Source organism: Vibrio sp. 1078-1 (genome assembly GCF_033340475.1).
Map to the genome: position 1 here is coordinate 337148 of NZ_JAWOWM010000001.1, position 16177 is coordinate 353324.

Below are 16177 nucleotides of genomic sequence, written 5' to 3' on the forward strand. Positions count from 1 at the left end.
AATGTCTTATTTTTGAGCATTAAACATGGACATGGTTTGGTTCATTTGGGTCATAATTGAATTCATTTGAGTGAATTGTTTGAGATAGCGGTTGTACGACATTTCGTACTTACGCTCTAAATTGGTTTGTTTATCTTTGATTCGGTCTAAGCTTGACTGTATTGCGTCTTTACGCGTGCTGAAGGTACCTGATGAGAACTTCAAGAAAGGCTCTACCATCGCGTCAAGAGAATCTAGCAAAGCGTCATCCCCATTAAACAACGCCTCTAAGCCTGCGCTATTTGTTTGTTGAGCTTCTTTGAACTTTTCTTGATCAACTTTCATTTTACCGTTGCGGTCTAGGCTCACGCCGATTTCGCTTAGGCGCATACCATTGTGTTCACCTCGGATTAACCCCGTTAACTGACTCTCAATAGAACGCAATGTCGAGTCGCTAGCGAGCACGCCGCGTTTCTGATCTTCACCGCCAATTTGGGTGTACTGATCGATAGTCGAAACAAGGGCATTGTAGGTTTCCACAAACTTATCTAGTTGTTCTTTAGTGCCTTCGCTATCAGCTCCGATTTTTAAACCGATTGGCGAATCTCCCGCGGCTTGCGGTTTAGATACGGTAATGTCAACACCGTCGATGACACCTTCAAAAGTATTACTTGCGTTGGTTAGTTTCAGGCCTGAGTCTTTTGCACCTAGCCACATAACCGCATCTTGCGGAGCGTTAATTTGCTTGAGGTTGGTGAAGGCGTCTTCAAACCACGCTTGGCCAGTACCCGTTGCAGATACGTTGATCTTATTTTCGACACCAGTCTCAGTGCTCGATAGCATAAAGTGTGTTTGACCATTCGAGCGAACTAGAGTGGCGTTAACGCCAGGGTTATCCGTGTGATTGTTAATCGCACTGGCTAAATCACTGATCGTTGCAGTGCCGTCACCATTAACATCAACGGAGGACAAGTCTAGAGTCATTGTTTCACCGTTGATGGTGAATTCTAAAGATCCAGTTGTTGGTACTTCTGTCGTCGCCTCAAGGTCTGCAGGCATTCCTGTAGATACTTGATGCGCCGTTGCCACTTTTTCTACAAAAATCTGATAGTTACCCGTTAGCGCTTTAGCATCCGCGTTTGCAGTAAAGTTACCTTCTTGAGAGAGTGTCGCACTGTTTTTGATGATGCTGTTTGTGCTGTTATTCATCTCTTTCATTGCAGTACGAAAATCACGTAGTGCGCTTTCAACTTTATTAAAAGCTGACAGTTGTGACTGGTACACATTAGCTTGCGCTTGGTAACGGTTTTTGAATGGGTTTGTGTCCAATTGTGCGAATTGGGTTGCCATTTTTACTGGGTCTAAAGAACTCATGAGGTGTGCTCCTCTCATCTCTTATTGGCTTGAATACTTTGAATGCTACGCCTTAGTTTAATTATCAGTGGCAAGATGCGTGCCGTATATTAAATTCAATTAAAACAAAGGCTTAAAGCTATTTTGTTTTCTTGGGAGGAAGTGGTGTTTCCACCTTGTTTGTTCCGCCTTCCTCCATGGAAAAAGTAATTTCCTTATAAGAAAAGGCGACCTAAACAAAGAAAATATTTAATTGTATTGACGGTTCTAATTAGGAGAGATGTTTTAATTAGACGTTATATTCAGCCTTTACTTCAGCTTGATTCAGATAATTCTTACAGAGTGCATTAATTGCGTTCTGATATTATTTTTGATAGTGCGATGTGCAAGTGTTCTCACTAAAAATTAAATTTTTTACGTTTCAAAGAATGTCAGTTATGAATGAATTTGCGTTACGATTGATGAAATGTGCTCGTGCATATGAAGAGTTCATTAACAAAAAACTATTAAGTAAACAGAGCATCAATTCTGATGAGATAGCTAGTATCTTAAAGGAAGCTAAGTTCAATTTTCCTGAACTTAGAGATAGTAAAATAGGAAGTAAATTAGAGACGATAGAATTAGAACTGTTTAATAAGGTTTTATTCAATATTATGTTGAAGTTCGGATTCAGAGTGCCTGAATCTCACAAAGATAATACGAGCTCTATTTATATTCGTAGATAAAAATAAAGCCTTCCATAGGAAGGCTTTATAATTAAGACGATTTAAATTAAGCGCACTATTAACTAAGTAATTAGCGTAGTAGTGACATTGCCATGCTTGGAAGCTGGTTAGTTTGAGACAGAACTGTTGTACCTGCTTGCATCAACATTTGGTTCTTAGTCATGTTTGAAGACTCTACTGCAAAGTCTGTATCCATGATACGACCTTTAGATGCTGTAACGTTTTCTACCATGTTACCAAGGTTAGCCATAGTGTGCTCAAGACGGTTGATGTTCGCACCGAAGTCTGCACGAGAGCTACCAATTTTTTCTACTAGACCGTCAGCGCCGCTGATTTTGTCTAGTGCTGCTTTTGCTTTAGTCGCGTCATCGATACCATCTGTAATTGCTGCATCAGCAAGGATAGTAGTGATTTCACCGATACCTGCGCTTGCGCTTACAGTCAATGTTTCAGCAGAAGATGCACCGATTTGGAATGTTACGTCACCTGCACCGAAGCCGCCGCCTTTAAGAAGGTTTTGACCACCGAACTTAGTGTTGTCTACGATGTTGTTTAGTTCTGCAGTAAGCTGTGTGAACTCTTTGTTAAGAGACGCACGGTCTGTTGCACTGTTTGAACCGTTCAACGATTGTGTAGCAAGGTCGTTCATACGGTAAACGATGTTTGTCATTTCATCCATCGCACCTTCAGCAGTTTGCATCATAGAGATGCCGTCTTGTGCGTTACGCATTGCTACTGACATGCCGCGTGTTTGCGCTTCTAGACGGTTAGCAATTTGAAGACCAGCAGCGTCATCAGCAGCTGAGTTCACACGGTAGCCTGTGCTTAGACGTTCCATTGCTGTGTTTAGAAGTCCGCTTGTTGTGTTCATTGTGTTTTGAGTTACAAGCGAAGCGTAGTTAGTGTGCATTGATAAAGCCATCTTAGTCTCCTTAGTTAGTCACTATATCTTTCAGGCCTCGGGATATTCCCTTGTCACTAACTAGAGGCGGTCGGTCGGCTTTAATGATTAATTTGAAAATTAAAAAATTTCTAAAAAAGATAAAAATTGATGATTTTTAGTGATTTGTATTCCATGAAAACCGGGAAAATCATCATATAAGCCTAAATTTTTTAGTTAAGTTAAAGAAACTATTGCCCAATGATCTTGTGGTTATCCGTTATAAATAAAAAACAGCACGAATAAATCGTGCTGTTTTAAATATAAATGGTTGAGTTTCAACTATTCCTCATCAAAAGATTGAAAGGAGAGAGAGGTTGGGATATCGCTGAAATAACCAAAATAATAACTGGCACCCAATAAACGATACCGGTTAAGTTCCGTTTGACTCGCTACACGTCCGGCAACCCAAGTATATTTATGCTTTCTTAAGAACTTAGCAATAGGTAGGAAAGCGTGTCTTTCTTCTTTATCTTCTAGTGTGACTGACAATTTGATCATATCGGGACTAAAGTCTGCGACGCGCTCGAAGTTCACTTGCGATGTTGCGACTTCAAACCAAAGTGAATATGCATTCTCTTTTAACTTTTTGGTGAGTGTGGCGACTTTATCACGATCACATAACGTTTCATCAGCTTGAAGAGAAGGAATCACATGTTGAAAAGCAGAAGAGTGGAATTGAATCGTCTGTTCGAGGAAATAAACCCCAGGCTCCCACAGTAATGCATCCACGCGAATCGGCACGACAACATTACTAATCAAGTCGTGATGAAAGGCTTCTAACTGAAATTGTGTTTGTCTTAGTGCAAGGTAAAGACTGAACAAATCCAGGCAGTACTGCATTTGTTCAGAGAGTTTGAATTGATAGACACTTTGTTCTCCACGCATACCAAATCTCAACGTCAGGTGTTGGAATTCTACTTCTCCTGATTGAGCTTCCCTAATTGCTTGGCATGCGTGTTGGACATCATTGTGTTTTAAAGCATCAAAGACTAATTGATCGTCATCCGTGACGATATGTTGTACTGCGAGACCAACCAAATGTTCGTACATCGCATGTGTTGAAATAAGATTAACCAAGGTTTCCTACCACATTGATTTGTTTGTTTTCTGGGATTTCGTTGTAAGACAATACTGCCAGCCCTTGTGTAAATGTACGAGCGTAACGCGCTAGAAGAGGGCGCAGCTGTGGCATAACGAGAAGGATCGGAGGTAGCCCCTGTTGCTTAAGCTGTTGTCTGATCAATGGCAAGTTTTGTTGGAACTGACCAAGAATGTTTGGCTCAATTGGGAAGCTATCTAGTGTTACCGTACCAGAAGATTGTGCTTGTTGCAGTGAAGTTAGTAGCATTTGTTCTAACTCATCAGACAGTGCGTAGACATTTAACTCGTTCTTTTGTCCTGCAATTAAGTTAACAAGCGTACGCTTTAGTGCACAGCGCACATCAGATGCAAGTAGGATCGGGTCCTTTGTATTTTCCGCGGATTCCAACATTGTGTTGGCAATCGTGCGAATATCTTTTAGTGGCACTTGGTCCAATAAAAGCTGACGATATACTTTCAGCTGCTGCGCTGGATTAAGTGCTGCTGCTAATGCTTCTGCTAGTTTCGGGGCTTGTTGTGTCAAACGCTGGGTTATTGCTTCCACATCGTCGTGCGTAAACAATTCTGCAAGGTTTGTCTTCATGATTTTACTAATATGAGTGGCAATAACAGTGCCATCATCGACAACTTGGTAACCCATATTAAGTGCTTTTGCTTTATCTTGATGCTCAATCCACACAGCTGGCAACTGATAAGCAGGATCGCTACCCAAAATGCCATCTACCTCACCGTAAGTTTCGCCAACCGCTATCGCCATTAAACGCTCTGGTTCAATAAAACCTTGCTCAATGACTTCGCCATTTAGAGAAATTGTGTATTGGTTTGGCTTGAGGCTCAGATTGTCACGAATACGAACTTCAGGTAATAAAAAGCCAACTTGTTCAGAAAGGTTTCGACGCACACCGCGGATACGTTGTGATAAAGGAGCCCCTTGTTCTTTGTTGACTAGATGGACGAGTCGGTAACCAAGCGCAAGTGATAATGTTTGGACGTGAGGAATATCATCCCATGTCAGCGGTGTATCATCGTCTTGCATTGCTTGTGAAAGTGCTTCGACCTCTTCAATCTGGGAGTCTTGCACTGGCTTCTTGGTTTGACGCCACCCTGCGAACGCTAATGCGCCAGCAAACGCAAAAAAGGCTAGGTGTGGCATACCCGGTACCATACCGATTACCGCCATAATACCTGCGACAGTAAATAGCGTTGCAGGAGTTGCCAGTAATTGCTTTTGCATGGTTTCCGACATGCCATTATCGCTATCATTAATTCGCGTAACGATAATCGCGGCAGCCGTTGCCAATAGTAGTGAAGGAATTTGAGCAACTAGACCATCACCGATTGTGAGTAGGGCATAAGTTTTAAAGGCGTCAGACGCAGCGAGTCCATGCTCGAAGACACCAATACTAATACCACCAATGATATTGATAAACAGAATCAACAAACCTGCGATGGCATCGCCACGCACAAACTTTGATGCACCATCCATCGAACCATGAAAATCGGCTTCGTTGGCGACTTCTTTACGGCGTAAGCGAGCCGTTTCCTGATCGATAAGGCCAGCGTTTAAGTCGGCATCAATTGCCATTTGTTTGCCTGGTAAAGCATCCAACGTAAAGCGGGCTGAAACCTCAGAAATACGTTCACCACCTTTGGTGATTACGACGAAGTTGATGATCATCAAGATGACGAACACCACCATACCAACGACGTAGTTACCGCCAATGACGACTTCACCGAATGCTTGAATGACCTTACCCGCTGCGTCACCACCATTATGTCCTTCTAGGAGTACAATTCGCGTAGAAGCCACGTTCAATGTGAGACGTAATAATGTTGCGACCAGCAAAATAGTTGGAAAAACAGAGAAATCTAATGGTCGCTTTGCGGTTGTGCTGACCAGCAATACTAGGATTGCTAAGACGATATTAAAGGTAAACAGCGCATCCAGTAGCAGAGGAGGCAAAGGAAGAATCACCATTGCTAATATCATTAGCAAGACGATTGGAATGCCAACGTAGCCTTTGGTTGATGTTTGAAGTTGTTTTAACCGGTTAAGCATACTTTCGTGTCCTTGGATAAACGCGGGTTAATCAGTGCTGCAAATGTTTTGGAATCGAAAAATGAGGTAAAGGAATTGGCTCTTTTCCCTCACCTTTACGAAAGGCTTTCAATTGCAAAACGTAAGTAAGAATATGTGCCACTGCGATGTACAGTTGGCTTGGGATTGCTTGTTCAATCGCCGTCGTGTGATAAATCGAACGGGTAAGTGGCGGGGAGTTAATGATTTCCACTTTGTTTTCTCGGGCGATACGTTGAATGTGCATAGCAGTTTCGTCTACGCCTTTTGCGACGACAAAGGGCGCGTCAGAAAGCGAAGGCTCGTATTTCAGTGCGACTGCGTAGTGCGTTGGGTTTGTGATGATCACGTCAGCCGTCGGCACCATTTTATCGATCTTACGGCGCGCAAACTGTTGCTGTATTTGACGAATACGTTGTTTTACTTCCGGACGACCTTCATTATTTTTAAATTCCTCTTTCAATTCTTGTTTCGTCATGCGGAGTTCTTTTAGGTGTTCCCAACGCTGATAAGGAATGTCGATAACCCCAAATAACAACAAGGCGAAGCCCATTAAGAGTAAGCCTTCAAACAGAATTGACATTACTAGAGAAAAACCTTGGCTGAGTGGGAGGTTTTGCATGCCAAGTAATGGCTGTAAGTGGTTGTCTAAATAGCCATATAAGATGCCGAAGATCACGGCTACTTTGAACGTCGACTTTAAGAGCTCAACCACTGAGCGGGTCGAAAAAATGCGCTTTATCCCGCTCAAAGGATTAATTTTGCTGAGCTTTGGCATCACGTTCGCGGGACGGAACATCCAGCCGCCTAGCACAAGGCTACTACCACAGGTCACGATAATAATGACGGTAAACAATGGTAATAGCATGTCGATGATGACTGCTAAACTTTGTCCCAATTGCTCGACAAGTTGTTTAGGATTTTCTAGGTCGGCTCGCGTCAGCATCATGTTGTAGCGAAAGATCCCCGACATGCTTTCCCAAATACTATTAAGCTGAGAGTAAAAGTAGAGCGCCACCGCTAGAAATATAACCGCAGTAGTAAACTCTTTCGCGCGAGGAATTTGTCCTTCCTGACGGGCTTTCTTTACCTTCTGCGGTGAGGCTTTTTCAGTTTTGTCTTGAGAAGATTGATCGCTCATGCTCCCCCCAACATAAAGTTACTCAAGTGTCTAATGGTGTCGTGAACGAGCGCCGTGTAGCGACCAGGAACACCAGAAACTGAGATTAATACGCTGAATAGACCCAGCAGCATCGTCATAGGAAAACCTAACGCATAGACATTAAGTGATGGTGCGGCTCGGTTCATTACACCAAAACTGATGTTGGCTAGAAGCATGGAAACAATAGCGGGTAAAGCCAAAGCTAGTGAAGAGGCAAACATCCAACCGAAAATATTGACAACACCTTGCAGAGAAAGCGATGTGATACCAGATCCGACTGGCCAAACAACAAAGCTTTGAATCACGATATCTATGACGAGTAAGTGTCCTTCTAGCGCAAGAAACAACAAGGTTGAGAAAATCAGAAATATGCGTCCCAAAATGGCGACAGAAAGCCCGTTAATAGGATCATTCATCATCGCCATACCTAAGCCCATTTGCAGAGAAATCACCTGACCAAGCATGGTGAAAACGTTAAAGAGCATGTGCAAAATTAACCCAAACATTACCCCCCAAATAGCTTGCTCAAAAGCAAGGAACAGGGAAGTCATAGAGAATAATTCGACTTGTGGCATGGGTGGCATTAACGGTCCAGTAATGACAACGATCGAGAGGGCCAGTAAAGTACGAACCCAAACAGGAATAATTGCATCACCAAAGAAAGGCATTGAAATAAATACGGCTCCCACACGAAAAAACGGCCACCAGAGTTGACCGAGTATCGCCGAGAGCTCTGCAAATGTGATGGCCATTAGCCAATCATCCCTGGTATGTTGTGGAACAAGAAATCAAACAGTTCCATGATCTTACGGAGCATCCAGTGACCTGCAAAAATCACCATTAATAAGGTAACGAGCAAACGTGGCAAAAAGCTGAGTGTTTGCTCGTTGATTTGTGTGGCAGCCTGAAATACGGCGATACACAAACCGACAATTAAGCCTGGAACAACCAATACGGCAACCATCAAAATGATCAGCCATACTGCATCGGAAAATAACGTTACGGTTAGTTCTGGGGTCATAACTGCTCCTAGTTAACCGAAGCTGGCAGATAAGGTGCCAACTGTCATTGCCCAACCATCCACGAGTACAAATACCACCAACTTAAAGGGAAGTGAGACAATTAAAGGTGATAGCATCATCATACCCATTGCCATCAGGACACTGGCGACAACCAAGTCGATGACCAAAAACGGGATGAAAAGCATAAAACCAATTTGGAAGGCGGTTTTTAGTTCACTAATGACAAATGCAGGCAAGACAACGGCAAATGAAATATCCTCAACGTTTTGGTCGAGAGGCTCATTGGCAATACGTAACATTTGTTCAAGAGAGCTTTGGTGCGTCTGTGCCAGCATGAACTCTCTCACTGGTTTCTCTGCAACAGAAAAAGCCTGTATTAGCGTGATTTCGCCGTTGTCGTATGGCTGAAACGCATTTTCATAAATATCGCTCCAGACAGGGCGCATAATCAGTAACGTCAATGCGAGAGCGATCCCGACCAACACTCTGTTAGGTGGGCTTTGTTGAAGACCAAGAGCTTGGCGCAAAATCGCAAGGACAACGACAATTCGAGTAAAGCTCGTCGCCATCAAAATAAATGCTGGAAGAAAACTGAGCGCCGTCATCAACAACAGAATTTGCAGTTTAACGCTGTATTCTTGTTGTGTGTCGCCATCAGAAACGGACAAGATAGTTAAGCCGTTGTCAGCCGCCATTGTTGGGAAAGCAAACAAAAGTGACACCAATACCAAAAGAGGTAACCAACGGTGCCAAGCGCTCAGATTTTTCATTGTGATGCCTACCTAAGATTATTGACCAACGCCACTCAATGCAGAGTCATGTACATCGATCAGACGAAGTCCATACTTATCATTGACAACGACAACTTCAGCGTGGCCCATAAGAGAACCGTTTACTTTCACGTCTAAAGGCTCGCCATTGAGCTTTTCCAACTCGATAACCGTGCCTTCACCCGCTTTCATTAAGTCCCCAAGTGGGATCTCCTTACTCGCAACTTCCAGCGTGACTGTGACAGGAATGCTTTTGAAAAAGCTAAGGTCACGTTCCGCAGTGGCTGGTTCTTGTTGGAGCGTATCTTCGGCTTCAAAGTCTTCTAATTGAAAATCATCAAAGTTCAGTTCTTCTGCGTCGAATGCATTAGTTTCTAGCGCTTCGCTCATCGCTGCGGTTCCTTATCAGGGTTAAAGATCAAAACAAGTTGGCCGTCTTGCTCGGCAATACGACCTGTAAATAGAGATTGGTTGCCAATGCTTACTGGAACCGTGTTAAGAAGCTCAATAGGTAAAATATCGTTGGGTTGTAAGCCAACCACATCACTTAAAGGCATCTTCTTTTTACTTAGAACAACGTTCAGTCGAACGGGGGTCGTCTCTAAAGAACGACAGAAAGGTTGAAACAAATCGGTATCAGGCTGCAGTTCAAGCTGCTCGATTAGCGTTTGAATAAGATGACCATCTAGCTTGAGATGAATTGAGCCTTGATGATCGTCAAACGCAATGTTTAATTGAACGTTAATGCCAATACCTCTAGGGGTCTCATACTCACCCGTGTCCCACATTTCACCAGGAGCAAGCCAACCGATGATGATTCGACTGATGCGCTCTTGTAAACGTAAGTCACTGGCCGTCAGAGTAGCGGCTGAACGCTCTGCACTTGCACCATAAAATCTATCAGCCAACTTTATTAGCGTGTGAGGGTTACCATGGATGAATACCATGCCGCCTTCCTGATGTTGATAGGTCGACGTTTGCTCTTTGTCCATCTCAACCGATGTAAAGCGGTGCAAGTCTACTGAGGTTAAGCTAGCTTCCACTTTTCCTGTGCTGAGCCAATTTTGTAATTCAGTCGTAAGGTTTGAGCAAGATTCTGAAATTAAATTATCGAGCTTCTCACGAATGATATGAATAGGTTTGCCTAATAATTCTACATCAAGTAGTTGACTATCAGAAATAGGCTCGCTAACTCTATTTTCCATTTATATTTTACCGTGCGTTAACAATCGAAAGTGTTTTAACTTAATGGCGTGTAGTCTACACAGAAATTTTAATGATCTTTTAGCTCCAAACTCTAAGATTGTGACTTTAGTTCACATGTTGCTTTGTTCATATAGTCATAATCTTTTAATGAAATTTAAAAAGAGTTAGTTTTCTTTATAAATCGCTTAATAAATAAAATAACAATGTTGAGCGTTTTAGTTGTTATAGATTTTTTAAATTGCCTTTATGGCGTAACAACAACTTCAAATAAATAAATTATAAGATACTGTTTTTTATGCTTAAAGCTTCCGTTGGAGGCTAAGCGTGCTCTCTTGAGCGTTTTGTAACCAATTTTAATATTCAGAATAGGTAATTAAAATGATTAGCTATGCCAGTTCTCTCGGCTTGGTGGCATATTTAATTAAACGGTTTAAGTCATGGGAATGTAAGATATACATGAATCATGTCCGTTTGATAATTTGTAACACAATTATTGTTATCAGTTTTATTTTTTCAAAAGTGTCATATTCAGAAGAAGTCTTAACAATCCCTATGGACCTCTCTAAATGGACATATGAGGGAAATAAATTCAAATGCAACTTGTTGCAATCAAATAAAGACTATGGGAAGTTTTATTTCCTAGCGGAACCTAATAATAAATTCTATTTTATTTCCGATATAGAATATGAAAACAATAAATGGAAAACGATTGCTTTAACAACTCAAAATGCTCCTTGGGGTGATGAGCTTTATAGAAAAGAATTTGGTTCCCTTGAATTTACTAAGCCGTCTCAGCGTTTCATCTTTAATAAAGGCGCTGAAGAATTCATGGATTCAATTGCTTCGGGTAGTTGGGTGACGCTGTCACTTAAAGGAAGTAATGCTTCCTCTGTTTCAGAGATTGTGATTCCTACTCTTCAAATTCAAAACGCATTGAAATCATTTAATGCGTGTCGCGCGCGATTGCCTAAATTGTCTTTTTCAGAGGCAAGGGATATGGCGCTCTCATTTGAGTTTGGTCAGAAGACGTTAAGTCGTGGACAGAAAGCAACACTAGAAGCGCTGTATAGCTATGTATCTGTGGATGATCGAGTGACCAAAATCCTCATCGACGGTCACACCGATAACGTTGGTTCAAGTTTAACGAACCTTTCTGTGTCACGTACTCGAGCAGAGCAAGTCACCAACGCTTTGATTGAGCTTGGGGTCGACGAGTCGATGATCGAAACACGAGCTCATGGTTCGCGTTACCCAATTGCCAGCAATAACTCGGTTAATGGCCAAGCAAAAAACCGACGTGTCACCCTGCGTTTAGTGAGGGACAACGAGTATACGGCTACGAAACACTACCCAGATCTACAATCACAAAATCAACAAACGAAAGTTAAGGTTCAATGATGACGAAAACGAAAATTTTGTTGGTTGAGCCAAATGAAGCTCTTGCTCAACCAGTATTGGATGTGTTGCAAAATGCAGGTTACACCGCGAAACACACTCGTACTGGTCGAGGCGCTTTGCTTGAAGAGCGAGCAGAAATCACTTTAGTGAGCTCTACGCTGCCGGATATGTGTGTTCGTGAGTTTGTCGCGTGTCACCAAAAGCAGCGAAATTCGGGTGTTGTTATTGCGATTGTCGACCAAGAGCAAGGCATCTTGGCTGCTGAGACGATGAAAGCGGGCGCTACTGATTATCTATTACGCCCATTTGAATCTAATCAGTTGGTTAATCTGCTTAAACGTGTTGAAGCGTTAGGTAAGCCAATGGCCAACATTGTTGCGGAGTCTTGGAGAAGCAAACAAGTTCTGCAATTGGCGCATCGTGCAGCATGTACTAACGCGAGTGTGCTTATTACAGGTGAATCGGGAACGGGTAAAGAAGTGCTGGCGCGATATGTGCATGAGCACTCTCCGCGTATCAATGGTCCATTTGTGGCGGTTAACTGTGCCGCCATTCCAGAGTCAATGTTAGAGGCTGTGCTATTCGGTCATGTAAAAGGCGCGTTCACCGGAGCGACAAATTCTCAAAGCGGTAAGTTTGAAGAAGCAAATGGCGGGACGATTCTGCTTGACGAGATTGGTGAAATGTCACCTGCGGTTCAAGCGAAATTGTTGCGCGTCCTTCAAGAGCGTGAAGTAGAACGTGTTGGTAGCCATAAAGCCGTTCAGCTCGATATTCGTGTTATTGCGGCAACCAACAAAGACTTACGTGAGGAAGTTCAAAAAGGCACGTTCCGTGAAGATCTTTATTATCGATTAGATGTGCTGCCTCTGCACTGGCCGCCTTTGCGTGAAAGAAAAGAGGACATTCTACCGATTAGCCAATTCTTTATTGAAAAGTATCAAGATAGCAGCCGCTGTCACCTATCCCAAGATGCGATTAGTGCGCTGAGTCAGTATCACTGGCCGGGCAATATTCGTGAGTTGGAAAATGTCATTCAACGCGCTTTGGTCATGCGTCATGGTGATTACATTACAGCCCATGACCTGATGCTGCCTATTGAGCTTGTCGCGTCAGTTCCTACAGCAGAGCCAACTTCAAACTTTGGTCATGTAGAAGCGAAGAAGCAAGCTGAATATCAGTTTATTTTGGAAAAGTTACGTCAGTTTGGTGGAAACCGAACGAAAACCGCAAACGCGCTTGGAGTCTCTACTCGAGCGCTACGCTACAAGCTCGCAGCAATGCGAGAACATGGTATTGATTTACAGTCGGCACTAGGCTCGGCTGCCTAATAGGAGAAAAAATAGATGGCAAGTCAACCTACTCATGCGGTCTCGGCAGAGCAACTTATGTTGTCAAAAATGCAGGCGATGCAGGCACAAGTGCAGCCGCCAGAGTTTATCGTGAGTGCAAATCCTTTAGATCAACAATCACTAAACGCACCTTTATCGTTCTCACAAGCGATGACAAATGTGTTGGATACAGTGAATCAACATCAATCAGTGGCTAGTCAAAAAATGACGGCCGTAGAAACAGGAAAAAGTGATGACCTAGTTGGTGCAATGGTCGCGAGCCAAAAAGCCAGCTTGTCCTTTAATGCTTTGATGCAAGTGCGCAACAAAGTCGTGACCTCATTTGAAGATATTATGAAGATGCCGGTGTAATTCATGTCAGAACTAACCCCCCAAGTCGCCGGAAACACAGCTATGGCTACCGGCACAGCACAGACATTTTCTACTGCCAATGGCATGGACGATGTGACAACGAAGCTGAAGCAAATCTGGTCTAGCAGTCAGAGAAACTTAGTGCTATCTGCGGTGTTAGCTGCGATTGTTGCAGCGATTATTGTGGTTGCACTATGGAGTTCCTCGCAGAGCTTTCGTCCGCTTTATAGCCAACAAGAGCGTTTTGATATCGGCGAAATTGTGTCGGTATTAGAAAGCGAAGGCGTAAGCTACCGCATGCAAGAGCAAAATGGACAAGTTCTTGTACCAGAAGGTGAGGTTGCGAAGGTACGCATGTTGCTTGCATCAAAAGGTGTTAAAGCTAAGCTGCCGACAGGTTTGGATTCGCTCAAGGAAGATAGCTCTCTTGGTACGAGCCAATTTATGGAAACGGCGCGTTATCGTCATGGTTTAGAAGGTGAGTTAGTACGTACTATCATGTCTTTGAACTCAGTAGCGAACGCGCGTGTTCATTTAGCAATACCTCGTCAAACTCTATTCGTCCGCCAAAACAGTGAGAATCCATCAGCATCTGTCATGCTTGAGCTCAAACCTGGTGAAGACTTAAAGCCTGAACAAGTCGAAGCGATCATTAACCTAGTGGTCGGTAGTGTCACGGCAATGAAGCCAGAATTTGTTTCTGTCATTGACCAGTATGGCCGTCTTCTTAGTGCGGATGTCGCTTCTGCGGAAGCCGGCAAAGTAAACGCGAAATATCTTGAATACCAGAAGAGTGTTGAAAAACAGATCATCCAACGCGCAGCAGATATGCTTACGCCGATTGTGGGGCCGAGTAACTTCCGCGTACAAGTCGCTGCCGATCTGGACTTTAGCCAAGTTGAAGAAACACAAGAAATTTTGGATAACGCGCCGGTTGTGCGTAATGAGCACACCATTCATAACAACTCGGTTGATCAAATTGCGTTGGGTGTTCCAGGTTCTCTAAGTAACCAACCGCCAGTGACAGGATCTGGTGAAGTGGAAACGAACGATAGCCAAAACACGAATGCGCGATCTGAAGTGAATCGTCAATATGCTGTAGGTAGTAGTGTTCGTCGTACTCAATACCAACAAGGCCAAATAGAAAAGCTTAGTGTCTCGGTTTTGTTGAACTCGAAAGCTTCGCCAGATGGTGTGGCGTGGAGTGAAGCCGATAAAGAGCAAATCTCAAACATGATCATGGATGCTGTTGGTATCTCTGCCACACGAGGTGACAGCTTAAGTTTAATGAGTTTCAACTTCACCCCAATTGAAATTGATGCTCCTCCTGCACTGCCGTGGTGGCAAGACCCTACAGTACAGCAGCCAATACGCTACGTTATTGGTGGCTTGTTAGGCTTGGCGATGATCTTCTTCGTACTGCGTCCATTAATCATGCACCTAACTGGCGTTGATAAACCTGTGCCTGAGCTAAATTTTGCTGAGCCTCAGGAAGAACCTGACTACGAAAACTTGCAAACGCGTGAAGAGCGCGAGCATGAAGAAGTACTTGATCGCCGCCTATCTGAAAAAGGCATCTCAGCCTCTTCAGGTTTAGATGTAAACAGCGACATGCTACCACCAGCAGGTTCGCCATTAGAAATTCAATTGAAACACCTACAGCTTATTGCTAATGAAGAGCCAGAGCGCGTAGCCGAAATACTGAAACAATGGGTAAACATCAATGAACACAGTTCTATCAAAGCAGACGCTTAGTTATGTTGAACAAACCGCGCTCGTGCTATTAGGCATGGGCGAGGATGCCGCAGCGAAGGTTTTGCAACACTTTAGCCGTGATGAAACCCAGCGTGTGACTCGTGCAATGGCGAAGTTAAATGGCATTAAGAGCGATTCTGCTCGTGGTGTTATTCAAACTTTCTTTGAAGATTTCCGTGAGCACAGCGGTATTCGAGGAGCCTCTAAGGAATACCTATCTAATACATTGCGCAAAGCGTTGGGTAACGATTTGGCAAAAGGGTTATTAAATACCTTATATGGCGATGAAATTCGCAACAACATGCAGCGCTTACAGTGGGTGGAAGCAGAAACTCTCGCTCGTTTCATTGTGAATGAGCACCCACAAATGCAAGCAATTTTTCTAGCGTATTTGCCAGCGGACAGCTCTTCAGCGGTATTGAAGCACTTGCCACAAGATTACCATGACGAAATATTGTTCCGTATTGCTCAATTGCAAGATATCGATCATCAAGTTGCCGTTGATTTGCATGAACTCGTTGAGCGTTGCATCGAAAAAGTATCCGCAAGTCAAAGCACGCCGTTATCAGGTGTTAAGCAAGCAGCAGATATCATTAACCGCTTTGAAGGTGACCGTGGTTCATTGATGGAAATGCTGAAGTTGCATGATGAAGATGTTGTTAATGCAATCGAAGAAAACATGTTCGACTTTATGGTTCTTGGCCGACAACGCGAAGAAACTATGGACATGTTGGTGCAGCAAATCCCGCTAGAGTTGTGGGCAGTTGCGCTAAAAGGTTCCGATATTACCTTACAACAAGCTATTAAGCGTTCAATGCCGCAACGTATGGTAAAAGCGCTAGAAGATGACATGGACGCACGCGGCGCTGTTGCGTTAAGTCGAGTTCAAAAAGCACGTCAAGACATCATGCAAATGGTACGTGAGCTGGATGAATCTGGTGAAGTTCAGCTGCTTCTCTATGAAGAGCCAACGGTGGAGTAAG

16 protein-coding genes are annotated in these 16177 nt (G+C 43.4%); 6 read left to right on the forward strand and 10 right to left on the reverse strand.

The genetic code is table 11. The annotated features are described in order from the left end of the window. Positions 1-6: 6 nt before the first annotated feature. On the reverse strand, positions 7-1353 hold the full coding sequence (fliD, locus tag R7190_RS01515; RefSeq protein ID WP_031781075.1) for a flagellar filament capping protein FliD: 1347 nt from the start codon (positions 1351-1353) through the stop codon (positions 7-9). Positions 1354-1769: 416 nt separating this feature from the next. On the opposite strand from fliD, the gene R7190_RS01520 reads away from it, so the two are divergent. After that, the gene (locus R7190_RS01520; protein WP_005375016.1) at positions 1770-2057 is read left to right on the forward strand and encodes a hypothetical protein; all 288 of its coding nucleotides are present in this window, start codon (positions 1770-1772) and stop codon (positions 2055-2057) included. Between the two features lie 70 nt (positions 2058-2127). Here the strand turns inward: R7190_RS01520 and lafA are convergent, their stop codons facing one another. From lafA to R7190_RS01565, 9 genes are all read right to left on the reverse strand, one after another. Then, a complete protein-coding gene (lafA, locus tag R7190_RS01525) occupies positions 2128-2979 on the reverse strand; it encodes a lateral flagellin LafA (protein WP_005375019.1) in 852 nt (283 codons plus the stop codon). A gap of 300 nt (positions 2980-3279) precedes the next feature. Then, positions 3280-4050 (reverse strand): EAL domain-containing protein, encoded by a 771-nt coding sequence (locus tag R7190_RS01530; protein ID WP_005375023.1) that lies wholly within the window; start codon positions 4048-4050, stop codon positions 3280-3282. A 19-nt stretch (positions 4051-4069) separates the two neighbouring features. Next, complete coding sequence (gene flhA, locus R7190_RS01535; RefSeq protein ID WP_005375024.1) at positions 4070-6160, reverse strand: flagellar biosynthesis protein FlhA; 2091 nt, start codon at positions 6158-6160, stop codon at positions 4070-4072. A gap of 31 nt (positions 6161-6191) precedes the next feature. Beyond that, entirely contained in the window at positions 6192-7319 is a 1128-nt protein-coding gene (gene flhB, locus R7190_RS01540; protein ID WP_005375025.1) for a flagellar biosynthesis protein FlhB, read from the reverse strand. Further along, positions 7316-8092: a flagellar biosynthetic protein FliR gene (gene fliR, locus R7190_RS01545; protein ID WP_005375027.1), complete on the reverse strand. Its 777-nt coding sequence runs from the start codon at positions 8090-8092 to the stop codon at positions 7316-7318. The genes flhB and fliR overlap by 4 nt, the downstream gene beginning before the upstream one ends. Beyond that, positions 8092-8361, reverse strand: a complete 270-nt coding sequence (gene fliQ, locus R7190_RS01550; RefSeq protein WP_005375036.1) for a flagellar biosynthesis protein FliQ — start codon at positions 8359-8361, stop codon at positions 8092-8094. The genes fliR and fliQ overlap by 1 nt, the downstream gene beginning before the upstream one ends. 12 nt (positions 8362-8373) lie before the next feature. Then, positions 8374-9132 (reverse strand): flagellar type III secretion system pore protein FliP, encoded by a 759-nt coding sequence (fliP, locus tag R7190_RS01555; RefSeq protein ID WP_005375037.1) that lies wholly within the window; start codon positions 9130-9132, stop codon positions 8374-8376. Between the two features lie 18 nt (positions 9133-9150). Further along, on the reverse strand, positions 9151-9522 hold the full coding sequence (gene fliN / locus R7190_RS01560; RefSeq protein ID WP_005375038.1) for a flagellar motor switch protein FliN: 372 nt from the start codon (positions 9520-9522) through the stop codon (positions 9151-9153). Beyond that, a complete protein-coding gene (locus tag R7190_RS01565; RefSeq protein WP_005375039.1) occupies positions 9519-10337 on the reverse strand; it encodes a FliM/FliN family flagellar motor switch protein in 819 nt (272 codons plus the stop codon). Before R7190_RS01565 ends, fliN begins: the two co-directional genes overlap by 4 nt. 379 nt (positions 10338-10716) lie before the next feature. Here R7190_RS01565 and R7190_RS01570 point away from each other — a divergent pair, with 379 nt between their 5' ends. The 5 genes from R7190_RS01570 to R7190_RS01590 are packed head-to-tail and all read left to right on the forward strand — an operon-like array spanning position 10717 to position 16176. Next, positions 10717-11736 (forward strand): OmpA family protein, encoded by a 1020-nt coding sequence (locus R7190_RS01570; RefSeq protein ID WP_033906697.1) that lies wholly within the window; start codon positions 10717-10719, stop codon positions 11734-11736. After that, positions 11736-13067 (forward strand): sigma-54 interaction domain-containing protein, encoded by a 1332-nt coding sequence (locus R7190_RS01575; RefSeq protein ID WP_047102378.1) that lies wholly within the window; start codon positions 11736-11738, stop codon positions 13065-13067. Before R7190_RS01570 ends, R7190_RS01575 begins: the two co-directional genes overlap by 1 nt. 15 nt (positions 13068-13082) lie before the next feature. Further along, positions 13083-13439, forward strand: coding sequence for a flagellar hook-basal body complex protein FliE (fliE, locus tag R7190_RS01580; protein WP_005375045.1), 357 nt, complete (start codon positions 13083-13085; stop codon positions 13437-13439). A gap of 3 nt (positions 13440-13442) precedes the next feature. Then, the gene (gene fliF, locus R7190_RS01585; RefSeq protein WP_005384024.1) at positions 13443-15194 is read left to right on the forward strand and encodes a flagellar basal-body MS-ring/collar protein FliF; all 1752 of its coding nucleotides are present in this window, start codon (positions 13443-13445) and stop codon (positions 15192-15194) included. Further along, the gene (locus tag R7190_RS01590; RefSeq protein ID WP_005375048.1) at positions 15163-16176 is read left to right on the forward strand and encodes a flagellar motor switch protein FliG; all 1014 of its coding nucleotides are present in this window, start codon (positions 15163-15165) and stop codon (positions 16174-16176) included. Before fliF ends, R7190_RS01590 begins: the two co-directional genes overlap by 32 nt. Position 16177: the final 1 nt, after the last annotated feature.

Bases quoted from the DNA above. Each gene is read 5' to 3' on its own strand.
- fliP (WP_005375037.1), bottom strand. From the start codon at position 9,132: ATGAAAAATCTGAGCGCTTGGCACCGTTGGTTACCTCTTTTGGTATTG.
- fliE (WP_005375045.1), top strand. From the start codon at position 13,083: ATGGCAAGTCAACCTACTCATGCGGTCTCGGCAGAGCAACTTATGTTG.
- fliQ (WP_005375036.1), bottom strand. From the start codon at position 8,361: ATGACCCCAGAACTAACCGTAACGTTATTTTCCGATGCAGTATGGCTG.
- R7190_RS01590 (WP_005375048.1), top strand. From the start codon at position 15,163: ATGAACACAGTTCTATCAAAGCAGACGCTTAGTTATGTTGAACAAACC.
- R7190_RS01565 (WP_005375039.1), bottom strand. From the start codon at position 10,337: ATGGAAAATAGAGTTAGCGAGCCTATTTCTGATAGTCAACTACTTGAT.
- flhA (WP_005375024.1), bottom strand. From the start codon at position 6,160: ATGCTTAACCGGTTAAAACAACTTCAAACATCAACCAAAGGCTACGTT.
- fliR (WP_005375027.1), bottom strand. From the start codon at position 8,092: ATGGCCATCACATTTGCAGAGCTCTCGGCGATACTCGGTCAACTCTGG.
- lafA (WP_005375019.1), bottom strand. From the start codon at position 2,979: ATGGCTTTATCAATGCACACTAACTACGCTTCGCTTGTAACTCAAAAC.
- R7190_RS01570 (WP_033906697.1), top strand. From the start codon at position 10,717: ATGATTAGCTATGCCAGTTCTCTCGGCTTGGTGGCATATTTAATTAAA.
- R7190_RS01575 (WP_047102378.1), top strand. From the start codon at position 11,736: ATGACGAAAACGAAAATTTTGTTGGTTGAGCCAAATGAAGCTCTTGCT.
- fliN (WP_005375038.1), bottom strand. From the start codon at position 9,522: ATGAGCGAAGCGCTAGAAACTAATGCATTCGACGCAGAAGAACTGAAC.
- fliD (WP_031781075.1), bottom strand. From the start codon at position 1,353: ATGAGTTCTTTAGACCCAGTAAAAATGGCAACCCAATTCGCACAATTG.
- flhB (WP_005375025.1), bottom strand. From the start codon at position 7,319: ATGAGCGATCAATCTTCTCAAGACAAAACTGAAAAAGCCTCACCGCAG.
- R7190_RS01530 (WP_005375023.1), bottom strand. From the start codon at position 4,050: ATGTACGAACATTTGGTTGGTCTCGCAGTACAACATATCGTCACGGAT.
- fliF (WP_005384024.1), top strand. From the start codon at position 13,443: ATGTCAGAACTAACCCCCCAAGTCGCCGGAAACACAGCTATGGCTACC.
- R7190_RS01520 (WP_005375016.1), top strand. From the start codon at position 1,770: ATGAATGAATTTGCGTTACGATTGATGAAATGTGCTCGTGCATATGAA.